The following is a 20,355-nucleotide window of genomic DNA, read 5'->3' on the forward strand; positions in this document are numbered from 1 at the left end:
TGTAGAGTCCTTCTCGCAGCACAGCGCAGGAAAGTGACTGCGAAACCTGGTCCTGTGGAGCAGTTTGGAGTGCTCGCCACCCTGTCAAGGTGGAGGCCGCGGGTTCAAATCCCGTCAGGACCGCATGACATCGAGAGCCCGGGTCTTCGGACCCGGGCTCTCGTGCGTGTTCCCGTCCCCGCCCGGGGGCCCTTCCGGCAATCCCGGCCGTGCGACGGCATCTTGACGCCGCCTCGTTCCGCCGGTACCCAGAGACCAGGGCCCTCGACCTCTCGGAGGTGGCGTATGGCAGCGACCGCCAGACACGAGACGCGGGCCCTGCTGCGGGCCCATCTGGCCGCCGCGAGCCAGTACCGCCACCTGACGCGGCACTGTCCGATCTGCCGTCAACTCCTGCGCCTGGCCATGGAACCCGCCCCGGACGGCGAGGAGAGCCCCGACGCGGCCGCCGAGGACGAGACCCCCTCCAGGACCTGAGCCGGGCGGGCACTCCTTCGGCGCCCTCTTCCCTTAGCGCAGACCCCACAGCGGCAACAAGGACCCCGGCGTGTGACGGGTGTCACCGCATAAGTTTTCGGAACAACGGTACTTACACCCCACCTACAACCAGTCAATTTTATATGTGCAATTGCACTCTCTCCGCAGGTGCCCCACAGGAGATCCGACAGCCCTCCCCAGACTTCGACAAGGCCGCGCACAGTCGGGCCGTTCCCCGCACATCCCGGTCGGAAGCGGGCACATCCCGAGCCCATCCCGGGATCAATCAGGGCATGAAAAAAGGGATCGCGCTGGACCCGGCGGAGTCCAGCGCGATCCACGACACACCCTTGTCGCATGCTTGTTCAGCTTGGGCGTGGGCTCCGTTGGGGCGGAACCCGCGTCGCTTGGAGCTGTGGTCGGGCGTCCGACAGGTTGGGGGACTTGCCGAAATGCCCGGTTATGCAGTTGTTCAGGCTTCGCTGCGCTGCTGGGGGATGCCCGCGAGCAATGCGCGGACCTCCGCCTCGCGGTAGCGGCGATGCCCGCCGAGCGTGCGGATCGACGTGAGCTTGCCGGCCTTTGCCCACCGCGTGACCGTCTTAGGGTCGACACGGAACATGGTGGCGACCTCAGCGGGGGTCAGCAGCGGCTCGGCATCAGGGGTGCGAGCGGTCATGAGCGGCCTCCTCGGGAGAACCGAACCTTCTCGGTTCTTTCCTCTAAATTCTGCACCTTGACCCGCGTTGCCCGAAATGGCGGACGCGAGTCGAGTCGGTTATAGGACGAACGGCTTGTCCTCGGCACTACAACTACACCATCTGTCCAGCCGCGTCGGCCAAACCGATGGAATTGCCCTCCCAGGTGTTCATCAGCGACGGAAGCCGATGGACCATGCCATAGCGGACAGTCACGCCCCTGTGACGATCAGTCACAGGGGCGATCAGGAGTCACGAGACCCCCCATAGCGAGCAATACCGAGATTCCACCCCAAAGACGGACGGACGGAGTCCTCCCCGGACTCCTTGTCCTATTTTGGCATGAGGAGGGGCAAGCGGCGCAAGGGGCAAGTAAGTGCCGTCCGTCACGCTTGCGACAAAAGCCCGGATCAGGACCTACGTCCCCGTGCCGAAAGGACTCCGCTACGTCAGCCGGGAAGCGGGGGTCTGTAGTGAACCCTTGGCCAAGGGTGGTCAGTCCACCACGGCGGCGGGCTTCTGTCAGCCCCTCAGTTCGCCGAGCGCCGGTCCCGGACCGCGCGCCAGCGCTCCACCAGCCGGCCGTACGCCTCGCCCGCGGTCACCCCGTCCCCGGCCCGCAGCGCCTCGATGCCCTCGGCGACGTCCGCCGCCGAGTGGTCCCCCTCCAGCTCCCCGGCCGGCAGGACGTGCACGAGACCCCCGTAGTCCAGCTCGACGAGCGAACGGGGGTGGAACTCCTCCAGCCAGCGGCCGACGTCCAGCAGGCCGTCGGTCAGCGGCCCCTCGTCGATGGTGTCCTTCAGGGTCCGCAGCGCCCGCGCCACCCGCCGCCGCGCCTGCACCATCGGCGTCCGGTAGCGCAGCAGCGGCGCGTCCCGCCCCGGCTCCCCCGGCCCCTTCCCGTACTCCCGCTCCTCGTCGGAGACCAGCACGAACCAGTTCAGCGGCACCTGCCAGGTCGAGGTGCGGATCCACGGGCGGGCGTCGGGGTTGCGGGCGAGCCAGCGCTCGTAGTCCTGCGCGGCCTGACGGCGTACGAGCGGGGGCAGGAGCGCGTCCAGGACCGGGGCCGGAAACTCCTCGGCCAGGTCGCCCAGGGCCTGCCAGCCGCGCAGCCGCGTGCGCCAGGGGCAGACGCAGAGCACGCCGTCGACCTCCGCCACGAACGCGTCGCCGCTCTCGTGCACGGGCACGGGGACGGGCGGGACGGGCAGCAAGTCGGTCAGGGAGCGGCGCAGTTCGTCCTGGTAGGACGGATGCTCGGGGCGGCGGGCGTAGCGGGCCCAGTGGCCGCGCTCCGGCTCGGGGAAGGCGGCCAGGGGTTCGTACACCCGCAGATAGGACGTGTACGGGACGATCACCGAGGACACCTTGGGCACGCCTGCTCCCTCCCCAACGGACCGGACGCGAAACCCGGGCGCGAAAGCCGCTCGACCCGCGCGCGAGCGACCCGGAAAACACTCAAATCGTCCCACGGCCGTGAGGGAACGTACTCCGGGAGAGGGTGATCCTGAACACTGCGCGGATGACGGCCGGGCGCAGGCTCTAACCTCGTGCCAGCGGGAGCCCGCCACCCGCACGGGCACCGCCTCCAACCGCCGCTTCGTAGCTGGGAGTCACCACCGTGACCGACGTAACCAACGGCGTCCTGCACACCCTGTTCCAGTCGGATCAGGGGGGTCACGAGCAAGTCGTGCTCTGTCAGGACCGGGCCAGTGGCCTCAAGGCCGTCATCGCCATCCACTCGACCGCCCTGGGCCCCGCCCTGGGCGGTACGCGCTTCTACCCCTACGCGAGCGAGGCGGAGGCCGTCGCCGACGCCCTGAACCTCTCGCGCGGGATGTCGTACAAGAACGCCATGGCCGGTCTCGACCACGGCGGCGGCAAGGCCGTCATCATCGGTGACCCCGAGCGGATCAAGACGGAGGACCTGCTCCTCGCGTACGGCCGTTTCGTCGCCTCCCTCGGCGGCCGGTACGTCACCGCGTGCGACGTCGGCACGTACGTCGCCGACATGGACGTCGTGGCGCGCGAGTGCCGCTGGACCACCGGGCGCTCCCCGGAGAACGGCGGCGCGGGCGACTCCTCCGTGCTCACGGCGTTCGGTGTCTTCCAGGGCATGCGTGCCAGCGCCCAGCACCTGTGGGGCGACCCGACGCTGCGCGGGCGCACGGTCGGCGTCGCCGGCGTCGGCAAGGTCGGCCACTACCTGGTGGAGCACCTGCTCGACGACGGGGCGCAGGTCGTGATCACGGACGTGCGCGAGGACGCGGTGCGCCGGATCGTCGAGCGGCACCCGTCCGTGCGGGCCGTCGCGGACACCGAGGCGCTGATCCGCGTCGAGGGGCTCGACGTCTACGCCCCGTGCGCGCTGGGCGGAGCACTGAACGACGAGTCCGTGCCGGCGCTCACCGCGCGGGTGGTCTGCGGCGCCGCCAACAACCAGCTCGCGCACCCGGGAGTGGAGAAGGACCTCGCGGACCGCGGGATCCTCTACGCCCCCGACTACGTGGTGAACGCCGGCGGGGTCATCCAGGTGGCCGACGAGCTCCACGGCTTCGACTTCGACCGGTGCAAGGCGAAGGCGACGAAGATCTTCGACACCACGCTCGGGATATTCGCACGTGCGAAGACGGACGGCATTCCGCCGGCCGCGGCGGCCGACCGGATCGCCGAGCAGCGCATCGCCGAGGCACGCGGCCGCTGACCGCGGACCCGCTTGTCAGGGACCCGCCGACGCGTTCTTCGAGAGAACTCTCACGTCCGTCGGCGGGTCGTGCGCCGAGAAGAGGTTAAAATCGCCGTTGACCAGCGGGGAAAGGGCACCCCGCGGGTTCTGGGCGAAGGCGCGTCCTGCGGGCGACGTACCGTATGGCCGCGGGCTCAGGTACCGTGGAAGCCCTACGGACCGGTCTCTCCACGGAGAGCCCGTTCCAGAACATGAACGCGTGTCAAGACTCTGGGGCCGTCGAGCCCCGTCACCGAGGGGGTCGAGCCATGGGGCGCGGCCGGGCCAAGGCCAAGCAGACGAAGGTCGCCCGCCAGCTGAAGTACAACAGCGGCGGGACCGACCTGTCGCGTCTGGCCAATGAGCTGGGCGCTTCGACTTCGAGCCAGCCGCCTAACGGCGAGCCGTTCGAGGACGAGGACGAGGAAGACGACCCGTACGCCCAGTACGCGGATCTCTACAACGACGACGACGAGGACGAGGACGACCAGTCCGGACCCCAGTCGCACCGTCGTGGCGCCTAGCGCTTGCAGCGGTCTCAGCAGGTTCCGGGGCATTCGTAGGAACTCGTAGCACTGCATCTCAACCCGGTCCGGGGCATCAGCGCCGGACCGGGTTGAGTGCTGTCCCGGCCTGTCTCAGCTCGCGTAGTCACCCACGAGCGCCGCACCCGTCGGGTGCTCGCCGCGTTCGGTGATCTCGCCGGCGATCCAGGCGTCCACACCCCGGTCCGCGAGGGTGGCGAGCGCGACGTCCGCCGACTCTCCGGGGACGACTGCGATCATGCCGACGCCCATGTTCAGCGTCTTCTCCAGCTCGAGCCGCTCCACCTGACCCGTCCTGCCGACCAGGTCGAAGACCGGGGCCGGGGTCCAGGTCTCGCGGTCCACGATCGCGTGCAGGCCGTCGGGCACGACCCGCGCCAGGTTGGCCGCGAGTCCGCCGCCCGTGACGTGGGAGAAGGCGTGCACCTCGGTGGTGCGGGTGAGGGCCAGGCAGTCCAGCGAGTAGATCCTGGTGGGCTCCAGCAGCTCTTCGCCGAGCGTCCGGCCGAACTCCTCGATCCGCTGGTCGAGGCTCAGGTTCCCCCGGTCGAAGAGCACGTGCCGGACCAGTGAGTACCCGTTCGAGTGAAGGCCGGAGGACGCCATGGCGATCACCGCGTCGCCCTCGCGGATGCGGTCCGCGCCGAGCAGTCGGTCGGCCTCGACCACGCCCGTGCCCGCGCCGGCGACGTCGAAGTCGTCCGGGCCGAGCAGACCCGGGTGCTCGGCCGTCTCGCCGCCCACCAGGGCGCAGCCGGCGAGGACACAGCCCTCGGCGATGCCCTTCACGATGGCGGCGACCCGCTCGGGGTGGACCTTGCCGACGCAGATGTAGTCGGTCATGAAGAGCGGCTCGGCGCCGCACACCACGATGTCGTCCATGACCATCGCCACCAGGTCGTGGCCGATGGTGTCGTACACACCGAGCTGCCGGGCGAGGTCGACCTTCGTGCCGACCCCGTCCGTGGCGGAGGCGAGCAGCGGGCGCTCGAAGCGCTTGAGGGCGGAGGCGTCGAAGAGGCCGGCGAAACCGCCGAGGCCGCCGAGGACCTCGGGGCGCTGCGTCTTCTTCACCCACTCCTTCATGAGTTCGACGGCGCGGTCGCCCGCCTCGATGTCGACGCCCGCGGCTGCGTAGCTGGCACCTGTGGTCTCAGACATGGCTGTGAGAACTTTCGTGTCGTACAGCTGTAGTGCTGCGGAGTCTTACGGGCGACGGATCGCGTCGGCCGCGGCCGTCGCGGCGGGACCCGCCGCGAGCTCGGTCTCCAGAAGCTGCTTGCCCAGCAGTTCCGGGTCGGGCAGGTCCATCGGGTACTCGCCGTCGAAGCAGGCGCGGCACAGGTTCGGCTTGGCGATGGTGGTCGCCTCGATCATGCCGTCGAGGGAGATGTACGAGAGGGAGTCGGCGCCCAGGGACGTGCCGATCTCGTCGATCGACATGCCGTTGGCGATCAGCTCCGCGCGGGTGGCGAAGTCGATGCCGAAGAAGCAGGGCCACTTGACCGGCGGCGAGGAGATCCGGATGTGCACCTCGGCGGCGCCCGCCTCACGGAGCATGCGGACCAGGGCGCGCTGGGTGTTGCCGCGCACGATCGAGTCGTCCACGACGACCAGGCGCTTGCCCTTGATGACTTCCTTGAGCGGATTCAGCTTCAGACGGATGCCGAGCTGGCGGATCGTCTGCGAGGGCTGGATGAAGGTCCGGCCGACGTACGCGTTCTTCACGAGACCCGCGCCGAACGGGATGCCGGAGGCCTCCGCGTAACCGATCGCGGCGGGTGTCCCGGACTCCGGGGTCGCTATGACCAGATCGGCTTCGACGGGAGCTTCCTTGGCGAGTTTCCGGCCCATCTCGACCCGCGAGAGATACACGTTCCGGCCGGCGATGTCCGTGTCGGGACGGGCCAGATAGACGTACTCGAAGACGCAGCCCTTGGGCTTTGCCTCAGCGAATCGCGAGGTGCGCAGGCCGTTCTCGTCGATGGCGACGAACTCGCCCGGCTCGATCTCGCGGACATAGGCGGCGCCGCAGATGTCCAGGGCGGCGGACTCGGAGGCGACCACCCAGCCGCGCTCCAGCCGGCCGAGGACCAGCGGGCGGATGCCCTGCGGGTCGCGGGCCGCGTACAGCGTGTGCTCGTCCATGAAGACGAGGCTGAAGGCGCCGCGGACCTGCGGGAGGATCTTGGCGGATGCCTCTTCGATGGTCAGCGGCTTGCCGTCGTCGTCGACCTGGGCCGCGAGGAGCGCCGTGAGGAGGTCGGTGTCGTTGGTGGCCGCGACGCGGGTGGTCCGGCCCTCCTGCTCGGGCAGGTCGGCGACCATCTCGGCGAGCTGCGCCGTGTTGACCAGGTTGCCGTTGTGGCCGAGCGCGATCGAGCCGTGCGCGGTGGCACGGAACGTCGGCTGGGCGTTCTCCCAGACGGAGGCTCCGGTGGTCGAGTAGCGGGCGTGACCGACCGCGATGTGACCCCGGAGCGAACCGAGTGAAGTCTCGTCGAAGACCTGGGACACGAGGCCCATGTCCTTGAAGACGAGGATCTGGGAGCCGTTGCTGACCGCGATCCCCGCGGATTCCTGACCTCGATGCTGGAGGGCGTAGAGCCCGAAGTAAGTGAGCTTGGCGACCTCTTCGCCCGGAGCCCAGACACCGAAGACGCCGCAAGCGTCCTGGGGGCCCTTCTCACCGGGGAGCAGATCATGATTGAGTCGACCGTCACCACGTGGCACGCCTCCGAGTGTAGGCGAGATCGAGTACTGGTCCGAATTGGGGACGTCGGCCCCCGCATGAGTCACCTGCCCGCGACGGGCTTCACGGCTGCGCCGTTTTCGCTGGTCAGGGTGACGATGCGGCGGATCGGCCGGTACTTCACCCGACCGTCGCAGAGCACGCTGAGGCTCTCCGCGGTGTCCATGAGTGAGCCGTCGCACATCATTTTGGTGCCGGTGGGGGCGCCGAGGGTGATATGTCCGTCGCGGACGGTGGCCTCGGCGCCGCCGGTGGTGCATCCGAGCCTGCCGGCCGGCGTGCCGTGCTCGTCGGTGAGGGTGAGACGGAGCCTCCCCCGGGACGGGCTCAGCTCATCAGCGGCAGCAGTGCCGACAGGTCCGCCCGCTCCCCGCTCGCGCTGACCCTGGCCTCGTCGAGGGCGGCCCGCCAGGTGATCCGGCCCGTCGCGAGCCTGACCCACGTCAGCGGGTCGGTCTCCACGACGTTCGGCGGGGTGCCGCGGGTGTGCCGCGGTCCCTGCACGCACTGCACGACGGCGTACGGCGGGACGCGGACCTCCGTCGAGGCGCCGGGGGCCTTCACCGCGAGGGCGTCGGCGAGCAGCCGGGTGCACGCGGCGAGGGCCTGACGGTCGCAGGGGACGTCGAGGCCGGGCAGTGCGCGGTTGAGGTCGTCGGTGTGCACGACGAGTTCGACGGTCCGGGTGACCAGGAAGTCGGCGAGGGTCATGGCGCCCGCGCGCATGCCGATGACGCGGTTCCCGGGGGCCGCGGCCAGACGCTCGGTGAGGCGTTCCTCGGTACGGGCGAACAGCGCGTCGAGGTCCGGGGTGCGGGCGGCGAGCTGCCGGACGCCGTCGGCGATGGCCTCCGCGTAGCCGGCGCTCGCGAACAGCATGTCGGTCAGGGAGAGTTCCGCCTTGGCCGGCTCGTCCCGGTCCAGGGCGAGGCTGACCGCCTCCACCGTCATGGTGAGGTGCGCGGCCAGGTCGCGCACGGTCCAGTCCCCGAGGCCCGAGGGCCGCGCCAACTGCTCGTCGTCGAGGGCGCGTACGGCTTCCCGGACGTTGTGGAACTGCGCGGACACGGCGGCGCGGATCTTGGCGGAGTCGTACGTGCGGGTGCGTTTCCTGGCCGGTGGCATGATCCTCAGCCTAAGTCCCGGGCCGACGCGCCGACCGCGGTCTTCCACAGCGTCCTCCGGGGCCGGCCGGACTCCTGCGGGCCTGCCCGGACTCCCCGCGGGCAGCCGAAGACCCCGCCCGGACGGTCCGGACGGGGTCTTCGCACGCGTACCGCCGCGGGCGGCACAGGAGGCCTACGCCAGCAGCGCGGGGATCGTCCCCTCGTGCGCCGTGCGCAGCTCGTCCAGGGAGAGAGCGAATTCGCCCTGGACCTCGACCGTGTCCCCGTCGACGACACCGATCCGGGTGACGGGCAGACCCCGCGCACCGCACATGTCGTTGAAGCGGAGCTCTTCCGAGCGCGGAACGGCGACGACCGCGCGGCCCGCCGACTCCGAGAACAGGAGCGTGAACGCGTCGAGACCGTCCGGCACGATCAGCCGGGCACCCTTGCCGCCCAGCAGGGCCGACTCGACCACGGCCTGGATCAGACCGCCGTCGGACAGGTCGTGCGCGGAGTCGATCATGCCGTCGCGGGACGCCGAGATGAGGATCTCGGCGAGCAGCCGCTCGCGCTCCAGGTCGACCCGCGGCGGCAGACCGCCCAGGTGGTCGTGGACGACCTGCGACCAGGCCGAACCGCCGAACTCCTCACGCGTGTCACCGAGCAGGTAGAGGAGCTGGCCCTCTTCCCGGAAGGCGGCCGGCGTGCGGCGGGCGACGTCGTCGATGACACCGAGCACCGCCACGACCGGAGTCGGGTGGATGGCGGCCTCGCCGGTCTGGTTGTAGAGCGAGACGTTGCCGCCGGTCACCGGAGTGCCCAGCTGCAGGCAGCCGTCGGCGAGCCCGCGGACGGCCTCCGCGAACTGCCACATGACGGCCGGGTCCTCGGGCGAGCCGAAGTTCAGGCAGTCGGAGACGGCCAGCGGCCTGGCACCGGTCGTGGCGACGTTGCGGTACGCCTCGGCGAGCGCGAGCTGCGCGCCCGTGTACGGGTCGAGCTTGGCGAAGCGGCCGTTGCCGTCCGTGGCGATGGCGACGCCGAGTCCGGTCTCCTCGTCGATGCGGATCATGCCCGAGTCCTCGGGCTGCGCCAGCACCGTGTTGCCCTGCACGAAGTGGTCGTACTGGGAGGTGATCCAGGACTTGGAGGCCTGGTTCGGGGAGGAGACGAGCGCGAGGACCTGGTCCTTGAGTTCGTCGGAGGTGGCCGGCCGGGGCAGCTTGTTCGCGTCGTCGGCCTGGAGGGCGTCCTGCCACTCGGGACGGGCGTACGGGCGCTCGTAGACCGGGCCGTCGTGCGCGACCGTGCGCGGGTCGACGTCGACGATCTTGCCGCCGTGCCAGTAGATCTCCAGGCGGTCGCCGTCGGTCACCTCACCGATGACGGTCGCGATGACGTCCCACTTGTCGCAGATCTCCAGGAACCGGTCGACCTTCTCCGGCTCCACGACCGCGCACATGCGCTCCTGCGACTCGCTCATGAGGATCTCCTCGGGCGAGAGCGTGGAGTCGCGCAGCGGTACGTCGTCGAGGGTGACGCGCATGCCGCCGGAGCCGTTCGAGGCGAGCTCGCTGGTCGCACACGACAGGCCGGCCGCGCCCAGGTCCTGGATGCCGACGACCAGCTTCTCGGCGAAGGCCTCCAGGGTGCACTCGATGAGGAGCTTCTCCTGGAAGGGGTCGCCGACCTGGACGGCGGGACGCTTCGAGGGCTTGCCCGTGCCGTCGGCACTGTCAGAATCCGTGTCGAAGGTCTCCGAGGCCAGGATCGAGGCGCCGCCGATGCCGTCGCCACCGGTGCGGGCCCCGTAGAGGATGACCTTGTTGCCGGCGCCGGACGCCTTCGCGAGGTGGATGTCCTCGTGCTTCATGACGCCGATGGCACCGGCGTTGACCAGCGGGTTGCCCTGGTAGCAGGCGTCGAAGACGACCTCGCCGCCGATGTTCGGCAGGCCGAGGCAGTTGCCGTAGCCGCCGATGCCGGCGACGACGCCGGGCAGGACGCGCCTGGTGTCGGGGTGGTCGGCCGCGCCGAAGCGCAGCGGGTCCACGACGGCGACCGGGCGGGCACCCATCGCGATGATGTCGCGGACGATGCCGCCGACGCCCGTGGCCGCGCCCTGGTAGGGCTCGACGTACGAGGGGTGGTTGTGCGACTCGACCTTGAAGGTGACCGCGTAGCCCTGGCCGACGTCGACGACGCCGGCGTTCTCGCCGATGCCGACGAGCAGCGCGTCGGACTGCGGGGCCTTCTCGCCGAACTGGCGCAGGTGGACCTTGGAGGACTTGTACGAACAGTGCTCGGACCACATGACGGAGTACATGGCGAGCTCGGCGCCGGTGGGCCGGCGGCCGAGGATCTCGACGACCCGCTCGTACTCGTCCTTCTTCAGGCCCAGTTCGGCCCAGGGCAGCTCGACGTCAGGGGTGGTGGCCGCGTGCTCGACCGTGTCCAGAGGCGTGCGGCTCATGCGGTGACCAGCTTCTTGAGGATCGAGGTGAAGAAGGGGAGACCGTCGGTGCGGCCGCTGCCGATGAGCGGCTCGACGGCGTGCTCGGGGTGCGGCATGAGGCCGACCACGTTCCCGGCCTCGTTCGTGATCCCGGCGATGTCCCGCAGCGAACCGTTGGGGTTGTAGTGCTCGTCGGCGACTCCGTCGCGGGCCACGTAGCGGAACGCGACCCGGCCCTCGGCCTCCAGCTGGTCGAGCGTGCGCTCGTCCGCGACGTACCGCCCGTCCATGTTCTTCAGCGGGATGTGGATCTCCTGGCCGGACTCGTAGTCGGTGGTCCAGGAGGTGTCCGCGTTCTCCACCCGCAGCTTCTGGTCGCGGCAGATGAAGTGCAGGTGGTCGTTGCCGAGCATCGCGCCGGGCAGCAGGTGGGCCTCGGTGAGGATCTGGAAGCCGTTGCAGATGCCGAGGACCGGCATTCCCGACTTCGCCTGCTCGATCAGCGGCTCCATCACCGGTGAGAAGCGCGCGATGGCGCCGGCCCGCAGATAGTCGCCGTAGGAGAAACCACCGCACAGCACCACGGCGTCGACCTGCTTGAGGTCCTTGTCCTTGTGCCAGAGCGCGACGGGCTCGGCACCGGCGAGCCGGATCGCACGCTGTGTGTCCCGGTCGTCGAGGCTGCCGGGAAAGGTGACGACTCCAATACGAGCGGTCACTTCTCTTCCTCCACCTTCACGGTGAAGTCCTCGATCACGGTGTTGGCGAGGAAGGATTCCGCCAGTTCGTGGATGCGGACGAGTGCGGCGTCGTCCACCGGTCCGTCCACTTCCAGTTCGAAACGCTTTCCCTGACGTACGTCGGAGACACCGTCGAAACCGAGGCGCGGCAGTGCACGCTGCACCGCCTGGCCCTGGGGGTCGAGGATCTCCGGCTTGAGCATGACGTCGACTACGACGCGTGCCACTGGCACTCCCGGTGTGTGGTGCTGAGCAGGTCCCTTCAGACTACCCGTACGAAATTTCTACTCGCGTAGATTCGTAGAATCCTACGTGAGCCCGATCACGATCCCGCATCGACGCGAGGTCGGCCGGGAAAAATCCTGGGAAAACCGCAGAAGACCGAGGGCGCCTCTTTGCCGCTGGACACGCGCAGGGATATAGCCGGGCTTCACAATGCAATGCCGGGCCCTGTACAAAGGAAAACGCATTAGCCGATACTTTGCCCAATAACAGCCGGACAGTCGACATCTCTCCGCGTACTTCACCGCGTCCGTGCACGTCATGGCGCGCGACCGCGGAGGTGTCGCACGAAGGGACCGATATTCGTGGCGCAGCGTGTCGTGGTCACTCTCTCCGACGACATCGACGGCTCGGAAGCGGCGGAGACGATCGCCTTCGGACTGGACGGCAAGTCGTACGAGATCGACCTCAATCCAGCCAATGCCAAGAAACTGCGTAAGGCGCTCGCCCCCTACGTCGAGGCCGGCCGCAAGCGGGCGCGGTCCGGCAAGGCGTACACGCACACGGCACTGACCCCCGACCCGGCCGCCGTCCGCGCCTGGGCCCGGTCCAACAAGCTGGACGTGCCGCCGCGCGGCCGGATCCCCAAGAAGGTCTACGACGCGTTCGCCGACGCGCACTGAGCCGGGCCCGCCGGGGTCCGGCCCCTCGCCCCGGCGTCCCTCTTTCGAGGGACCCGGGCGGCGCGGGCCTGACGAGGGCCCGTCAGCGGGCCCCGGGGGCAGCCGACTTGCGCTGCCCCCCTGCTGATCAGCTAGAGTCTGGAGCACGCCGAGGGGCAAGGCCGAAAAGCCGCAGCCCACGAGGTTGTGCGGGTGTAGTTCAGTAGTAGAACATCCCCCTTCCAGGGGGAAGGCGCAGTGTGCAATTCCTGTCACCCGCTCCGCATCGCTTACCTACCACTCTTGTGGATCAGGTAAGGTGGTGCTCGCGCCGATCGGTGAGAGCCGGTCGGAGGCAATGCGAACGTAGCTCAGTTGGTAGAGCGCAACCTTGCCAAGGTTGAGGTCGCGAGTTCGAACCTCGTCGTTCGCTCCACAGAGAAGGCCCCGGTCGATGACCGGGGCTTTTTGCTGTGCGGTGGGGCCGGAACCCGTCGCGGTGGGGCCGGAACCCGTCCGGCCGGCGTCGCCGTCGGCGCGTCCCCCGGTGCATCCCCTGGCGCGCCCCCCTGGTGCGTCCCGGGCACCGAAAAGGTTGGGTATAGTAGGTGTCGCGCCACGGCGCAGCAGTGCGAACGTAGCTCAGTTGGTAGAGCGCAACCTTGCCAAGGTTGAGGTCGCGAGTTCGAACCTCGTCGTTCGCTCCACAGAAGAAGCCCCCGGCCTCGGCCGGGGGCTTCTTCGTGCGTTCAGGACCAGCTCGTGCCGGTCAGCCGCTCGAACGCCTCGATGTACTTGGCGCGGGTCGCGTCCACCACGTGCGCGGGCGGCGCGGGCGGGGGCTGCTCGCTCCTGCGGTCCCAGCCGGACTCCGGCGACGTCAGCCAGTCACGGACGAACTGCTTGTCGTACGACGGCTGGGCGCGGCCGGGCTCCCACTCCTCGGCCGGCCAGAAGCGGGAGGAGTCGGGGGTGAGCACCTCGTCGGCGAGGACGAGCGTCTCCCCCTCGAAGCCGAACTCGAACTTGGTGTCCGCCAGGATGATGCCGCGGTCACGGGCGATGTCGCGGGCGCGGCCGTAGACGGCGAGCGTCGTCTGGCGGAGCTGGGCCGCGGTCTCGGCGCCGACCTGACGGGCGACCTCCTCGTAGGAGACGTTCTCGTCGTGCTCGCCGACCGCCGCCTTGGTGGCCGGGGTGAAGATCGGGGCGGGAAGCTCCGAGCCGTCGACGAGGCCCTCGGGGAGAGCGAGGCCGCAGACGGTGCGCGACTCGTCGTACTCGACGAGGCCCGAACCGGTCAGATAGCCGCGCGCGACGCACTCGACCGGGACCATCTCCAGGGACTTGCAGACGAGGGTGCGGCCCGCCCAGTCGGCGGGAGCGCCCGGCGGCAGCTCGGTGCTCAGGACGTGGTTGGGGGCCAGCTCGGCGAGCTGGTCGAACCACCACAGTGACAGCTGGGTGAGGACGCGGCCCTTGTCGGGGATCTCGGTCGGCAGCACCCAGTCGTAGGCGGAGATGCGGTCGCTGGCGACCATCACGAGGTCGCCCGCCTCGTTCTGGTACAGGTCGCGCACCTTGCCGGTGTGCAGGTGCACCAGGCCCGGCACCTGCAAGGGCTCGGGCTTGTCGACGAATCCGGACACGGTTCCTCCCCGTGGTTGAAGAAAAGGGGCGCCCGCGAGGCCCGAAGAGGCTGGCGGTGGGCGACGGGTGGGCCCAGGTGCGTCGATTCTCCCGCACGCGGGGGGCGGTTCCCGTCACCGGGTGTGCGGGGAAGCCTCGGGGGTGGTGCGCGCGCGGGTGCCGGTGCGGGCCCGGTCAAAGGTGGGGGCCGAGGCGCCGGGGTGATGCGGCCGGAGGTGCGGGGGGCGGGGGATCAGTCCCGTTTGCAGATGCGGTCCAGGAGGTTCGCCGTGGCGCGCTGGACACGGGTGTCGACGTGGCCCGGGCGGTCCAGGGCCGGCGACCAGGCGAACGTTCCGGACGCGAAGACCAGGGCTCCCGACTCGGCACGGTAGACGGACGTCTCCTGGTGACGGGTGACACCCTCGCTGTCCGCGTACGGGGAGTGCGCCAGCAGGATCCGGCCCTGGTGCTCGGGCAGCGGGGTGCGCGGAAAGTAGCGGTCGGCCTCACCGGCGACCAGACCGGGGAGTTCGTCCCCCTCGTCCGCGCCGGTCGCCTCCCACAGCCAGTGGTCTGCGTTGCGGACGACGAGCGGGTGGGGCTCCGGGACCCGTCCCGCGTACTGGATGCCGATCAGCTGCTGCTCCGGGCGGTCGATCTCGCGCCAGAGCGCCGCCCTTCCCGGCCCCTTGCGCTTGCGGCAGGTCAGCAGGCGGTCCGGGACACCGGACGGGGACGGTCCCAACTCCACCTGCCAGTACATGGTGTTGGCGGAGAGGAAGACGAGCGACGTGCCGTGGTCGCGGGCGCGTTCCGCGGTGCGGCGCATGGCGGTCGACCAGTACTCGTCGTGGCCGGGGAAGACCAGACCCCGGTAGCGGGTGGGATCGACCCGGCCGGCGTGCAGATCGCGGGCGTCGGCGTATGCGAGGTCGTAGCCGTAACGCTCGGCCCAGCGGATGAAGTCGTAGGCGTGGCCCACGTGGAGGGGCAGGCCGGCGCCGGCGTACGGGCGGTCGAAGGAGATCGTCGTCGCGGCGTCGGCCTCGCCGAGGAGCCGGCCGTCCTCGTCCCACGCGTGGTACAGGCTGGCACCCGTGCGGCCGTCCTCCGGGTACAGGTTGTACGCCTGCCACGTGATGTCGGGGAGCAGGAGCAGCAGATCGGCGGGGTGGTCGTCGCGGACCGTGAAGGGGACGTGGGAGCGGTAGCCGTCGACCGTGGTGAGTACGGCGACGTACGCGCCGACCGACCAGTGGCTCGGGATCTGCAACCGCCAGGACAGCCACCAGTGGTGGCACGAGACCGTGCGGTCGGCGGTGAGCGGGGGCGGCTGGACGATGCCGGAGAGCCGTGGGCTGGTGGTGATCTTCGAGGCGCCGTCTCCGCCGTAGTGGCCGATGCGGTAGATGTCGACGCTGAATTCCTGCGGCGGGTCGACGGTGATGTGGAAGTCGAGGGACTCGCCCGGGGTGGCCGCGCCGGTGGACGTGAAGCCCTTGATCTGGCGGTGGACGTCGTCGGCGGAGCGGGGGCCGCCGGGGGCGGGGCGGGAGCGGGGACCGGAAGGGGCACGGCGGGGGCGGGGGACGGCCACGGCGGGGCCCCCGGGGGGTGCGGGGTCGAGGGGGAGCTCGTCCCCGGGGTCGATGTACCAGGGGACGACCTGGCCCGTGTCGCCGAAGTACTGCTCGTCGCCGCGGAGCCAGGGGACGGGGCCCTGGCCGAAGGGGTCCGTCACGGCGTGCGCCAGGGCTCCCGACTCCCAGCGGCGGATCTGTTCCGACCCCATGTCCGCTCCCCTCCTCGTGCCCCCGTACGTTGCGGTTCCTGCCATGCGCGCGAACGGTCTCCAGCACATCACATAACGCACGTACACCGTCACCGTTCGTCGCGAATCGGCATAAACGGAGAACCGGGTTCCGTGGCCTCGGCGGGTGGGGCGCCTCGGCCCGGCGCGTCCGTGCGCGGTCAGACCAGGCGCACTGGTTTCTCGGGGCGGACGCCTGTCTCGTGGAGCCAGTTTCTGAGCGGGGCCGGGTCGCCGGACTCGATCAGGGCGAGGACTCGGGGGCCCAGGTCGGCGGCGCGTTCGCCGTCGACCAGAAGGGCCGGGCCGTCGAGCCAGTCGAGGCCCGGCACCGCGCCGGCCGTGTCCATCGCGGCGCAGCAGACCATCGCGGTGACGTGATCGGCCAGCAGCTCGCGGCCCGTACGCGGCGGCCGCAGCGGGAAGAGGGGAGGCATCCCGTCCGCCCACAGCGCGCTGTCGGGGCCGCCCTGCTCCACGCCGGAGGCGGGGACGGGACCCACCGCCGCCTCCTCGCGTGCGATCTCCGCACTGAGCGCGGCCACCAGCGCGGCCGTCCGCTCGTTGCCCAGGGGGTCCTCGTCCTCGTCGGCGATGTCACCGGTGGCACCGGTGTCCTCGTCCGGAGGTGCCGCCACGGCGGGCGAGTCCGCCGGGACGGTCGTCATGTGGTCCATCACCCGGGACAGCGTGGGGCCGGGGTCGGGGGCGGCCGGGCCCCGCGCGGGGCGGACGCCCTGGGCGTCGAGGACGCGGTGGAGGCGGGCCGCGTCGGTCCGCCAGGTGCGGTCGACGACCTCCTCCGGATACTCCTGCCAGTTCACCGGTGCCCAGTCCGGCCCGCGCTCGGCGGGGCCGCCGTGGAAGAGGCGGGCGGCGAGGAGGGAGGCCGCCTCGTCGACCGTGCCGGGCTCCTCGAGGAGGTCGCAGGCGGGGCGCTCGCCGAGCCGGGAGGCGAAGCCCTCCGCGAGGCGGTCGCGGCGCGAGAGTTCGGTGAGGGCCGCCACGACGCCCGCGTCGAGCCGGGAGGGCCAGCGGCCCATGCGCCAGGCGGGCACGGCGACCCTGGTCAGCAGGCGGTCCCAGCCCGCGTACGCCAGCCCCACCTGTTCCTGGGCGACGATCCGCACGCCGTAGTCCACGGCCTGGGCGCGCTCGGCGGCGGCTGCCGCCACCCCCCGCTCCATCTCGGCCGCGTGACCGCGGCAGCTGCGCAGGAGCAGGCGGGTCACCCAGCCGGCGACGCCGAGCACCGTACGCACCAGCGGGCCGCGGGTCGGCGCGGAGGTCTCGGCCACGGCCGCGTCCAGCCCTCGTACGAAACGGCGGGCCGCGGCTATGTCCGGGTGGGCGGAGGGGCCGGTACCCGCGACGACCGGGGCGAGGACCGCGCGCAGCTCCCCCACCCGCATCCACCACAGGAAGGGCGAGCCGATGACGAGGACGGGTGTCGCGGTGCTCCGGCGGTGCCCGTGCCTGCGAGCCCTGAGTGCCGGGAGGCGGCCGGCGCGGCGCGGGGGGCGGCTCTGTGCCGGGTGGGTGCGGTCCTCCAGCCAGCTGTCGCAGTCCGGGGTGAGCGCTATCGCGGAGGGGACCGGGACGTCGAGCCGGTCGGCCAGGTCGCGCACCAGCCGGTACAGGTCGGGCGCCGAGGCCTCGACGATCGGGACCGTGGGGCTGACCGCCGGGCGGGCCCGGGAGACGACCAGCGCGATGGCCGCGGCTGCCAGCAGGACCACCACGGCGAGGACCGAGACGACCCAGCGGGCGGTCCCCCAGGCTCCGCCGACGAGATGGCCGGTGGGGCCGCCGACGAGCAGCACGACGGCGACGGCCGCGGGCAGCAGGGCGACGGCCAGCGCCCTGCTGCGTATGCGCAGCACGGCGAGAGCCCGGGAGCGCGCTGCTTGCACGCCCACCTCCACACCCATACCGGTCACGACCGGATGACACCCCCTACCGTCTCGCCCGAGGCCCGCCGTGACAGTGGCTGTCACGGCCGGCGACGGGGCATGCCCTGGCGTTGCTCATCCCCCCACTGTGGCACCCGCCGCTGACATCGCAATGCCGGTGGGCCAAGTGCCGGAACGCTTGCGCCGCACCCTAGTTGGGGCTCCGGCCCCCGTCAGCCGGATGGGGCATCGGTCACTCGATGGAATGGCTTTGGGGAGAGGTGGATGACGTTCGGCAAGGGTCAGGCCCCGGATTCATGAGGAATCCGGGGCCTGATTGCTACAGCTGTTCGTGGCGGAGAGTGGCGGGTTCTCGTCCTTCCACGGCCGGCGAACGCTACGCCTCCGCCGCCGCCTTCGCCGCGATGTCCGTGCGGTGCACGGAACCGTCGAGGCGGATCCGGGAGACCGCCGCGTACGCGCGGTCGCGGGCCTCGGTGAGATCGCCGCCCACCGCCGTGACCGACAGCACGCGGCCGCCGGCGCTCACCACGGCGTCGCCGTCGCGCTTCGTACCGGCGTGCAGGACGTACGCGTTCGGAGCGTCCTTGGCCGCGACCTCGTCGAGGCCCGTGACGGGGTCGCCGGTGCGCGGGGTGCCGGGGTAGTTGTGCGAGGCCACGACCACCGTGACGGCCGCGTCGTCGCTCCAGCGCAGGGGCGGGAGGAAGCCCAGGTTCCCGGTGGCCGCGGCGAGCAGCAGGCCCGCGAGCGGGGTCCGCAGGCGGGCGAGGACCACCTGGGTCTCCGGGTCGCCGAAGCGGGCGTTGAACTCGATGACCCGGACGCCGCGGCGGGTGATCGCGAGTCCCGCGTAGAGGAGCCCGGAGAAGGGGGTGCCGCGGCGGCGCAGCTCGTCGACGGTCGGCTGGAGGACCGTCTCCATGACCTCGTCGACCAGCTTCGGGTCCGCCCACGGCAGGGGCGAGTACGCACCCATTCCGCCGGTGTTCGGACCCTTGTCGTCGTCCAGGGCGCGCTTGAAGTCCTGGGCCGGCTGGAGCGGGACGACGGTCTCGCCGTCGGTGACAGCGAAGAGGGAGACCTCCGGGCCGTCGAGGAACTCCTCGATGACGACGCGGTCACAGGCGTTCGCGTGCGCCCGGGCGGCCTCGAGGTCGTCGGTGACGACGACGCCCTTGCCCGCGGCGAGGCCGTCGTCCTTCACGACGTACGGGGCTCCGAAGGCGTCGAGCGCCTCCTCGACCTCGTCGGGCGTCGTGCAGACGTACGAGCGTGCCGTCGGGACGTCCGCGACCGCCATGACGTCCTTGGCGAAGGCCTTGGAGCCCTCCAGCCGCGCCGCCTCCCTGGAGGGGCCGAAGCAGGGGATGCCCGCCTCGCGTACGGCGTCGGCGACCCCCGCGACGAGCGGGGCCTCGGGGCCCACGATCACCAGCTCGGCGCCGAGCCGCGTGGCCAGCCCGGCCACGGCGGCGCCGTCGAGGGCGTCGACCGGGTGCAGCTCGGCCACCTCCGCGATGCCCGCGTTCCCGGGGGCGCAGTGCAGGGCGGTGACGTCGGGGTCGGAGGACAGGGAGTGGCACAGGGCGTGTTCGCGGGCGCCGCTACCGATGACAAGGACCTTCACGGGGGTCAGCCTAGCCGTCCCGGGCGGGTGATCTCGTAGAGGCTTCCGAGGGGTGGCACCGGCGGCGTTGGTGGGATCCTCCAAGACGCGGGTGCGGACGCCGTTGTGGGCGCGGGCCGCGGGGAGTCCCCGGGCCCGTTCCACGGAGGCAGTCGGCCCCTGGGCGGGCGGTGGCAGGCGGCTTGTGCGGCGTACGCACGGCGGCCAGCGGCTTGTGCGGCGTACGGCCCCTGCGGATTCCGCTCCCACGGCGGGGTCACTCGTGTGAGAACTCCTCGACCACCGTCGCACCCAGCTCGCGGACGATGAGGTCGTGCCCCGAGAGGGCGGACTCGTCCAGGTCGGGGTCGTCGTCCTCCGGGGTGTCGTCCTCCGGGGAGACCGGGGGCGGCGGCTCCGGGGCGGACCGGGCGGGTCCCGGGGCGGAAGCGGCCTGCGCGGGACCGGCGGAGGCGGAGTCCTGGTGCGGGGCGGGACGGGCCGCCGGGGCCGGCTGCTGTGGGGCGGGACGCGGGGCGGCAGGACCGCCGCCGTACCCGCCGCCGAAACCGGGGCCCGGGGCGGGCGGCGGCGCCGAACCGCCCGACGGGTCGACGATCGCGTCGATCTTCCACTGCACGTTGAACTGCTCGGCCAGCGCCTGCCGCAGGACGTCCTCGCTGCCGCTGCTCGCGAAGTTGTCCCGGGCGCCCGCGTTGACGAAGCCGATCTGGAGGGTCGTGCCGTCGAAGCCGGTCACCTGCGCGTTCTGGCTGAGCAGGATCCAGGTGAAGCGGCGCCGGTTCTTCACCGCCTCCAGGATGTTCGGCCACAGGGCGCGCGGGTCGGGGCCGCCGGCCACCGGGGCGGGGGCGGGCGCCGCGGGCGCAGGAGCGGGGGCTGACGGCTGCGCGGGCGTCGCCGGCGGGGACGCGGGCGCGGGGGTCGCGGGAGCCTGGCCGCTGCCCGCGGGTGCCGCCGTCGGCCAGCCGCCGGGGCG

General features: G+C 71.2%; 17 protein-coding genes, 4 tRNA genes and 1 pseudogene. 8 read left to right on the forward strand and 14 right to left on the reverse strand.

Going from position 1 to position 20,355, the window contains the following annotated elements; all coding sequences use genetic code 11:
• Positions 1–48: 48 nt before the first annotated feature.
• Together AC0ZLC_RS32435 and AC0ZLC_RS32440 are read left to right on the forward strand one after the other, a co-directional pair.
• Positions 49–123 (forward strand) — tRNA-Asp (locus AC0ZLC_RS32435).
• A gap of 162 nt (positions 124–285) precedes the next feature.
• On the forward strand, positions 286–477 hold the full coding sequence (locus tag AC0ZLC_RS32440; RefSeq protein ID WP_476755512.1) for a DUF6274 family protein: 192 nt from the start codon (positions 286–288) through the stop codon (positions 475–477).
• A gap of 472 nt (positions 478–949) precedes the next feature.
• Here the strand turns inward: AC0ZLC_RS32440 and bldC are convergent, their stop codons facing one another.
• Both bldC and AC0ZLC_RS32450 read right to left on the reverse strand, forming a co-directional pair.
• Positions 950–1,156: a developmental transcriptional regulator BldC gene (gene bldC / locus AC0ZLC_RS32445; protein WP_003949541.1), complete on the reverse strand. Its 207-nt coding sequence runs from the start codon at positions 1,154–1,156 to the stop codon at positions 950–952.
• Between the two features lie 549 nt (positions 1,157–1,705).
• On the reverse strand, positions 1,706–2,557 hold the full coding sequence (locus AC0ZLC_RS32450; protein WP_476755513.1) for a DUF8083 family protein: 852 nt from the start codon (positions 2,555–2,557) through the stop codon (positions 1,706–1,708).
• Between the two features lie 245 nt (positions 2,558–2,802).
• Between AC0ZLC_RS32450 and AC0ZLC_RS32455 the strand changes: the two genes are divergently transcribed.
• Both AC0ZLC_RS32455 and AC0ZLC_RS32460 read left to right on the forward strand, forming a co-directional pair.
• The gene (locus tag AC0ZLC_RS32455) at positions 2,803–3,885 is read left to right on the forward strand and encodes a Leu/Phe/Val dehydrogenase (protein ID WP_476755514.1); all 1,083 of its coding nucleotides are present in this window, start codon (positions 2,803–2,805) and stop codon (positions 3,883–3,885) included.
• Between the two features lie 290 nt (positions 3,886–4,175).
• Positions 4,176–4,430 (forward strand): DUF3073 domain-containing protein, encoded by a 255-nt coding sequence (locus tag AC0ZLC_RS32460; protein WP_358852611.1) that lies wholly within the window; start codon positions 4,176–4,178, stop codon positions 4,428–4,430.
• A gap of 114 nt (positions 4,431–4,544) precedes the next feature.
• Here AC0ZLC_RS32460 and purM read toward each other — a convergent pair whose 3' ends face one another.
• The 7 genes from purM to purS all read right to left on the reverse strand — a co-directional run bounded on the left by purM (position 4,545) and on the right by purS (position 11,734).
• Positions 4,545–5,612: a phosphoribosylformylglycinamidine cyclo-ligase gene (gene purM, locus AC0ZLC_RS32465; RefSeq protein ID WP_476755515.1), complete on the reverse strand. Its 1,068-nt coding sequence runs from the start codon at positions 5,610–5,612 to the stop codon at positions 4,545–4,547.
• 45 nt (positions 5,613–5,657) lie between these two features.
• Complete coding sequence (purF, locus tag AC0ZLC_RS32470; protein WP_476755516.1) at positions 5,658–7,184, reverse strand: amidophosphoribosyltransferase; 1,527 nt, start codon at positions 7,182–7,184, stop codon at positions 5,658–5,660.
• Between the two features lie 62 nt (positions 7,185–7,246).
• Positions 7,247–7,645: an META domain-containing protein gene (locus AC0ZLC_RS32475; RefSeq protein WP_476755517.1), complete on the reverse strand. Its 399-nt coding sequence runs from the start codon at positions 7,643–7,645 to the stop codon at positions 7,247–7,249.
• Entirely contained in the window at positions 7,531–8,328 is a 798-nt protein-coding gene (locus AC0ZLC_RS32480) for a maleylpyruvate isomerase family mycothiol-dependent enzyme (protein ID WP_476755518.1), read from the reverse strand. Before AC0ZLC_RS32480 ends, AC0ZLC_RS32475 begins: the two co-directional genes overlap by 115 nt.
• A 174-nt stretch (positions 8,329–8,502) precedes the next feature.
• Positions 8,503–10,785 carry a phosphoribosylformylglycinamidine synthase subunit PurL gene (gene purL, locus AC0ZLC_RS32485; protein ID WP_476755519.1) on the reverse strand — a complete coding sequence of 761 codons (2,283 nt, stop codon included), beginning with the start codon at positions 10,783–10,785 and terminating at the stop codon, positions 8,503–8,505.
• A complete protein-coding gene (gene purQ, locus AC0ZLC_RS32490) occupies positions 10,782–11,486 on the reverse strand; it encodes a phosphoribosylformylglycinamidine synthase subunit PurQ (protein WP_476755520.1) in 705 nt (234 codons plus the stop codon). Before purQ ends, purL begins: the two co-directional genes overlap by 4 nt.
• A complete protein-coding gene (gene purS, locus AC0ZLC_RS32495; protein ID WP_476755521.1) occupies positions 11,483–11,734 on the reverse strand; it encodes a phosphoribosylformylglycinamidine synthase subunit PurS in 252 nt (83 codons plus the stop codon). Before purS ends, purQ begins: the two co-directional genes overlap by 4 nt.
• A gap of 360 nt (positions 11,735–12,094) precedes the next feature.
• On the opposite strand from purS, the gene AC0ZLC_RS32500 reads away from it, so the two are divergent.
• The 4 genes from AC0ZLC_RS32500 (at position 12,095) to AC0ZLC_RS32515 (ending at position 13,098) form a co-directional block, all read left to right on the forward strand.
• A complete protein-coding gene (locus AC0ZLC_RS32500; RefSeq protein ID WP_476755522.1) occupies positions 12,095–12,412 on the forward strand; it encodes a histone-like nucleoid-structuring protein Lsr2 in 318 nt (105 codons plus the stop codon).
• A gap of 188 nt (positions 12,413–12,600) precedes the next feature.
• Positions 12,601–12,672 (forward strand) — tRNA-Gly (locus AC0ZLC_RS32505).
• Positions 12,673–12,751: 79 nt separating this feature from the next.
• Positions 12,752–12,827, forward strand: a tRNA-Gly gene (locus AC0ZLC_RS32510).
• A 195-nt stretch (positions 12,828–13,022) separates the two neighbouring features.
• Positions 13,023–13,098 (forward strand) — tRNA-Gly (locus tag AC0ZLC_RS32515).
• Positions 13,099–13,140: 42 nt separating this feature from the next.
• Here the strand turns inward: AC0ZLC_RS32515 and AC0ZLC_RS32520 are convergent.
• The 5 genes and pseudogenes from AC0ZLC_RS32520 to AC0ZLC_RS32540 all read right to left on the reverse strand — a co-directional run.
• A complete protein-coding gene (locus AC0ZLC_RS32520) occupies positions 13,141–14,040 on the reverse strand; it encodes a phosphoribosylaminoimidazolesuccinocarboxamide synthase (RefSeq protein ID WP_476755523.1) in 900 nt (299 codons plus the stop codon).
• Positions 14,041–14,273: 233 nt separating this feature from the next.
• Positions 14,274–15,815, reverse strand: a complete 1,542-nt coding sequence (locus tag AC0ZLC_RS32525) for a N,N-dimethylformamidase beta subunit family domain-containing protein (RefSeq protein WP_476755524.1) — start codon at positions 15,813–15,815, stop codon at positions 14,274–14,276.
• A 179-nt stretch (positions 15,816–15,994) separates the two neighbouring features.
• Positions 15,995–17,764 carry a M48 family metalloprotease gene (locus tag AC0ZLC_RS32530; protein WP_476755527.1) on the reverse strand — a complete coding sequence of 590 codons (1,770 nt, stop codon included), beginning with the start codon at positions 17,762–17,764 and terminating at the stop codon, positions 15,995–15,997.
• 358 nt (positions 17,765–18,122) lie between these two features.
• Positions 18,123–19,376 (reverse strand): phosphoribosylamine--glycine ligase, encoded by a 1,254-nt coding sequence (gene purD / locus AC0ZLC_RS32535; RefSeq protein WP_476755525.1) that lies wholly within the window; start codon positions 19,374–19,376, stop codon positions 18,123–18,125.
• A gap of 256 nt (positions 19,377–19,632) precedes the next feature.
• A pseudogene (locus AC0ZLC_RS32540) lies at positions 19,633–20,355 on the reverse strand (DNA polymerase III subunit gamma and tau); the annotation flags it as partial.

The organism is Streptomyces sp. GLSS-08 (assembly GCF_056387915.1).

Excerpts from the sequence above, each read along its gene's own strand:
- AC0ZLC_RS32525 (WP_476755524.1), bottom strand. The coding sequence starts at position 15,815 with ATGGGGTCGGAACAGATCCGCCGCTGGGAGTCGGGAGCCCTGGCGCAC.
- purL (WP_476755519.1), bottom strand. The coding sequence starts at position 10,785 with ATGAGCCGCACGCCTCTGGACACGGTCGAGCACGCGGCCACCACCCCT.
- AC0ZLC_RS32530 (WP_476755527.1), bottom strand. The coding sequence starts at position 17,764 with ATGGGTGTGGAGGTGGGCGTGCAAGCAGCGCGCTCCCGGGCTCTCGCC.
- AC0ZLC_RS32480 (WP_476755518.1), bottom strand. The coding sequence starts at position 8,328 with ATGCCACCGGCCAGGAAACGCACCCGCACGTACGACTCCGCCAAGATC.
- purM (WP_476755515.1), bottom strand. The coding sequence starts at position 5,612 with ATGTCTGAGACCACAGGTGCCAGCTACGCAGCCGCGGGCGTCGACATC.
- AC0ZLC_RS32440 (WP_476755512.1), top strand. The coding sequence starts at position 286 with ATGGCAGCGACCGCCAGACACGAGACGCGGGCCCTGCTGCGGGCCCAT.
- bldC (WP_003949541.1), bottom strand. The coding sequence starts at position 1,156 with ATGACCGCTCGCACCCCTGATGCCGAGCCGCTGCTGACCCCCGCTGAG.
- AC0ZLC_RS32460 (WP_358852611.1), top strand. The coding sequence starts at position 4,176 with ATGGGGCGCGGCCGGGCCAAGGCCAAGCAGACGAAGGTCGCCCGCCAG.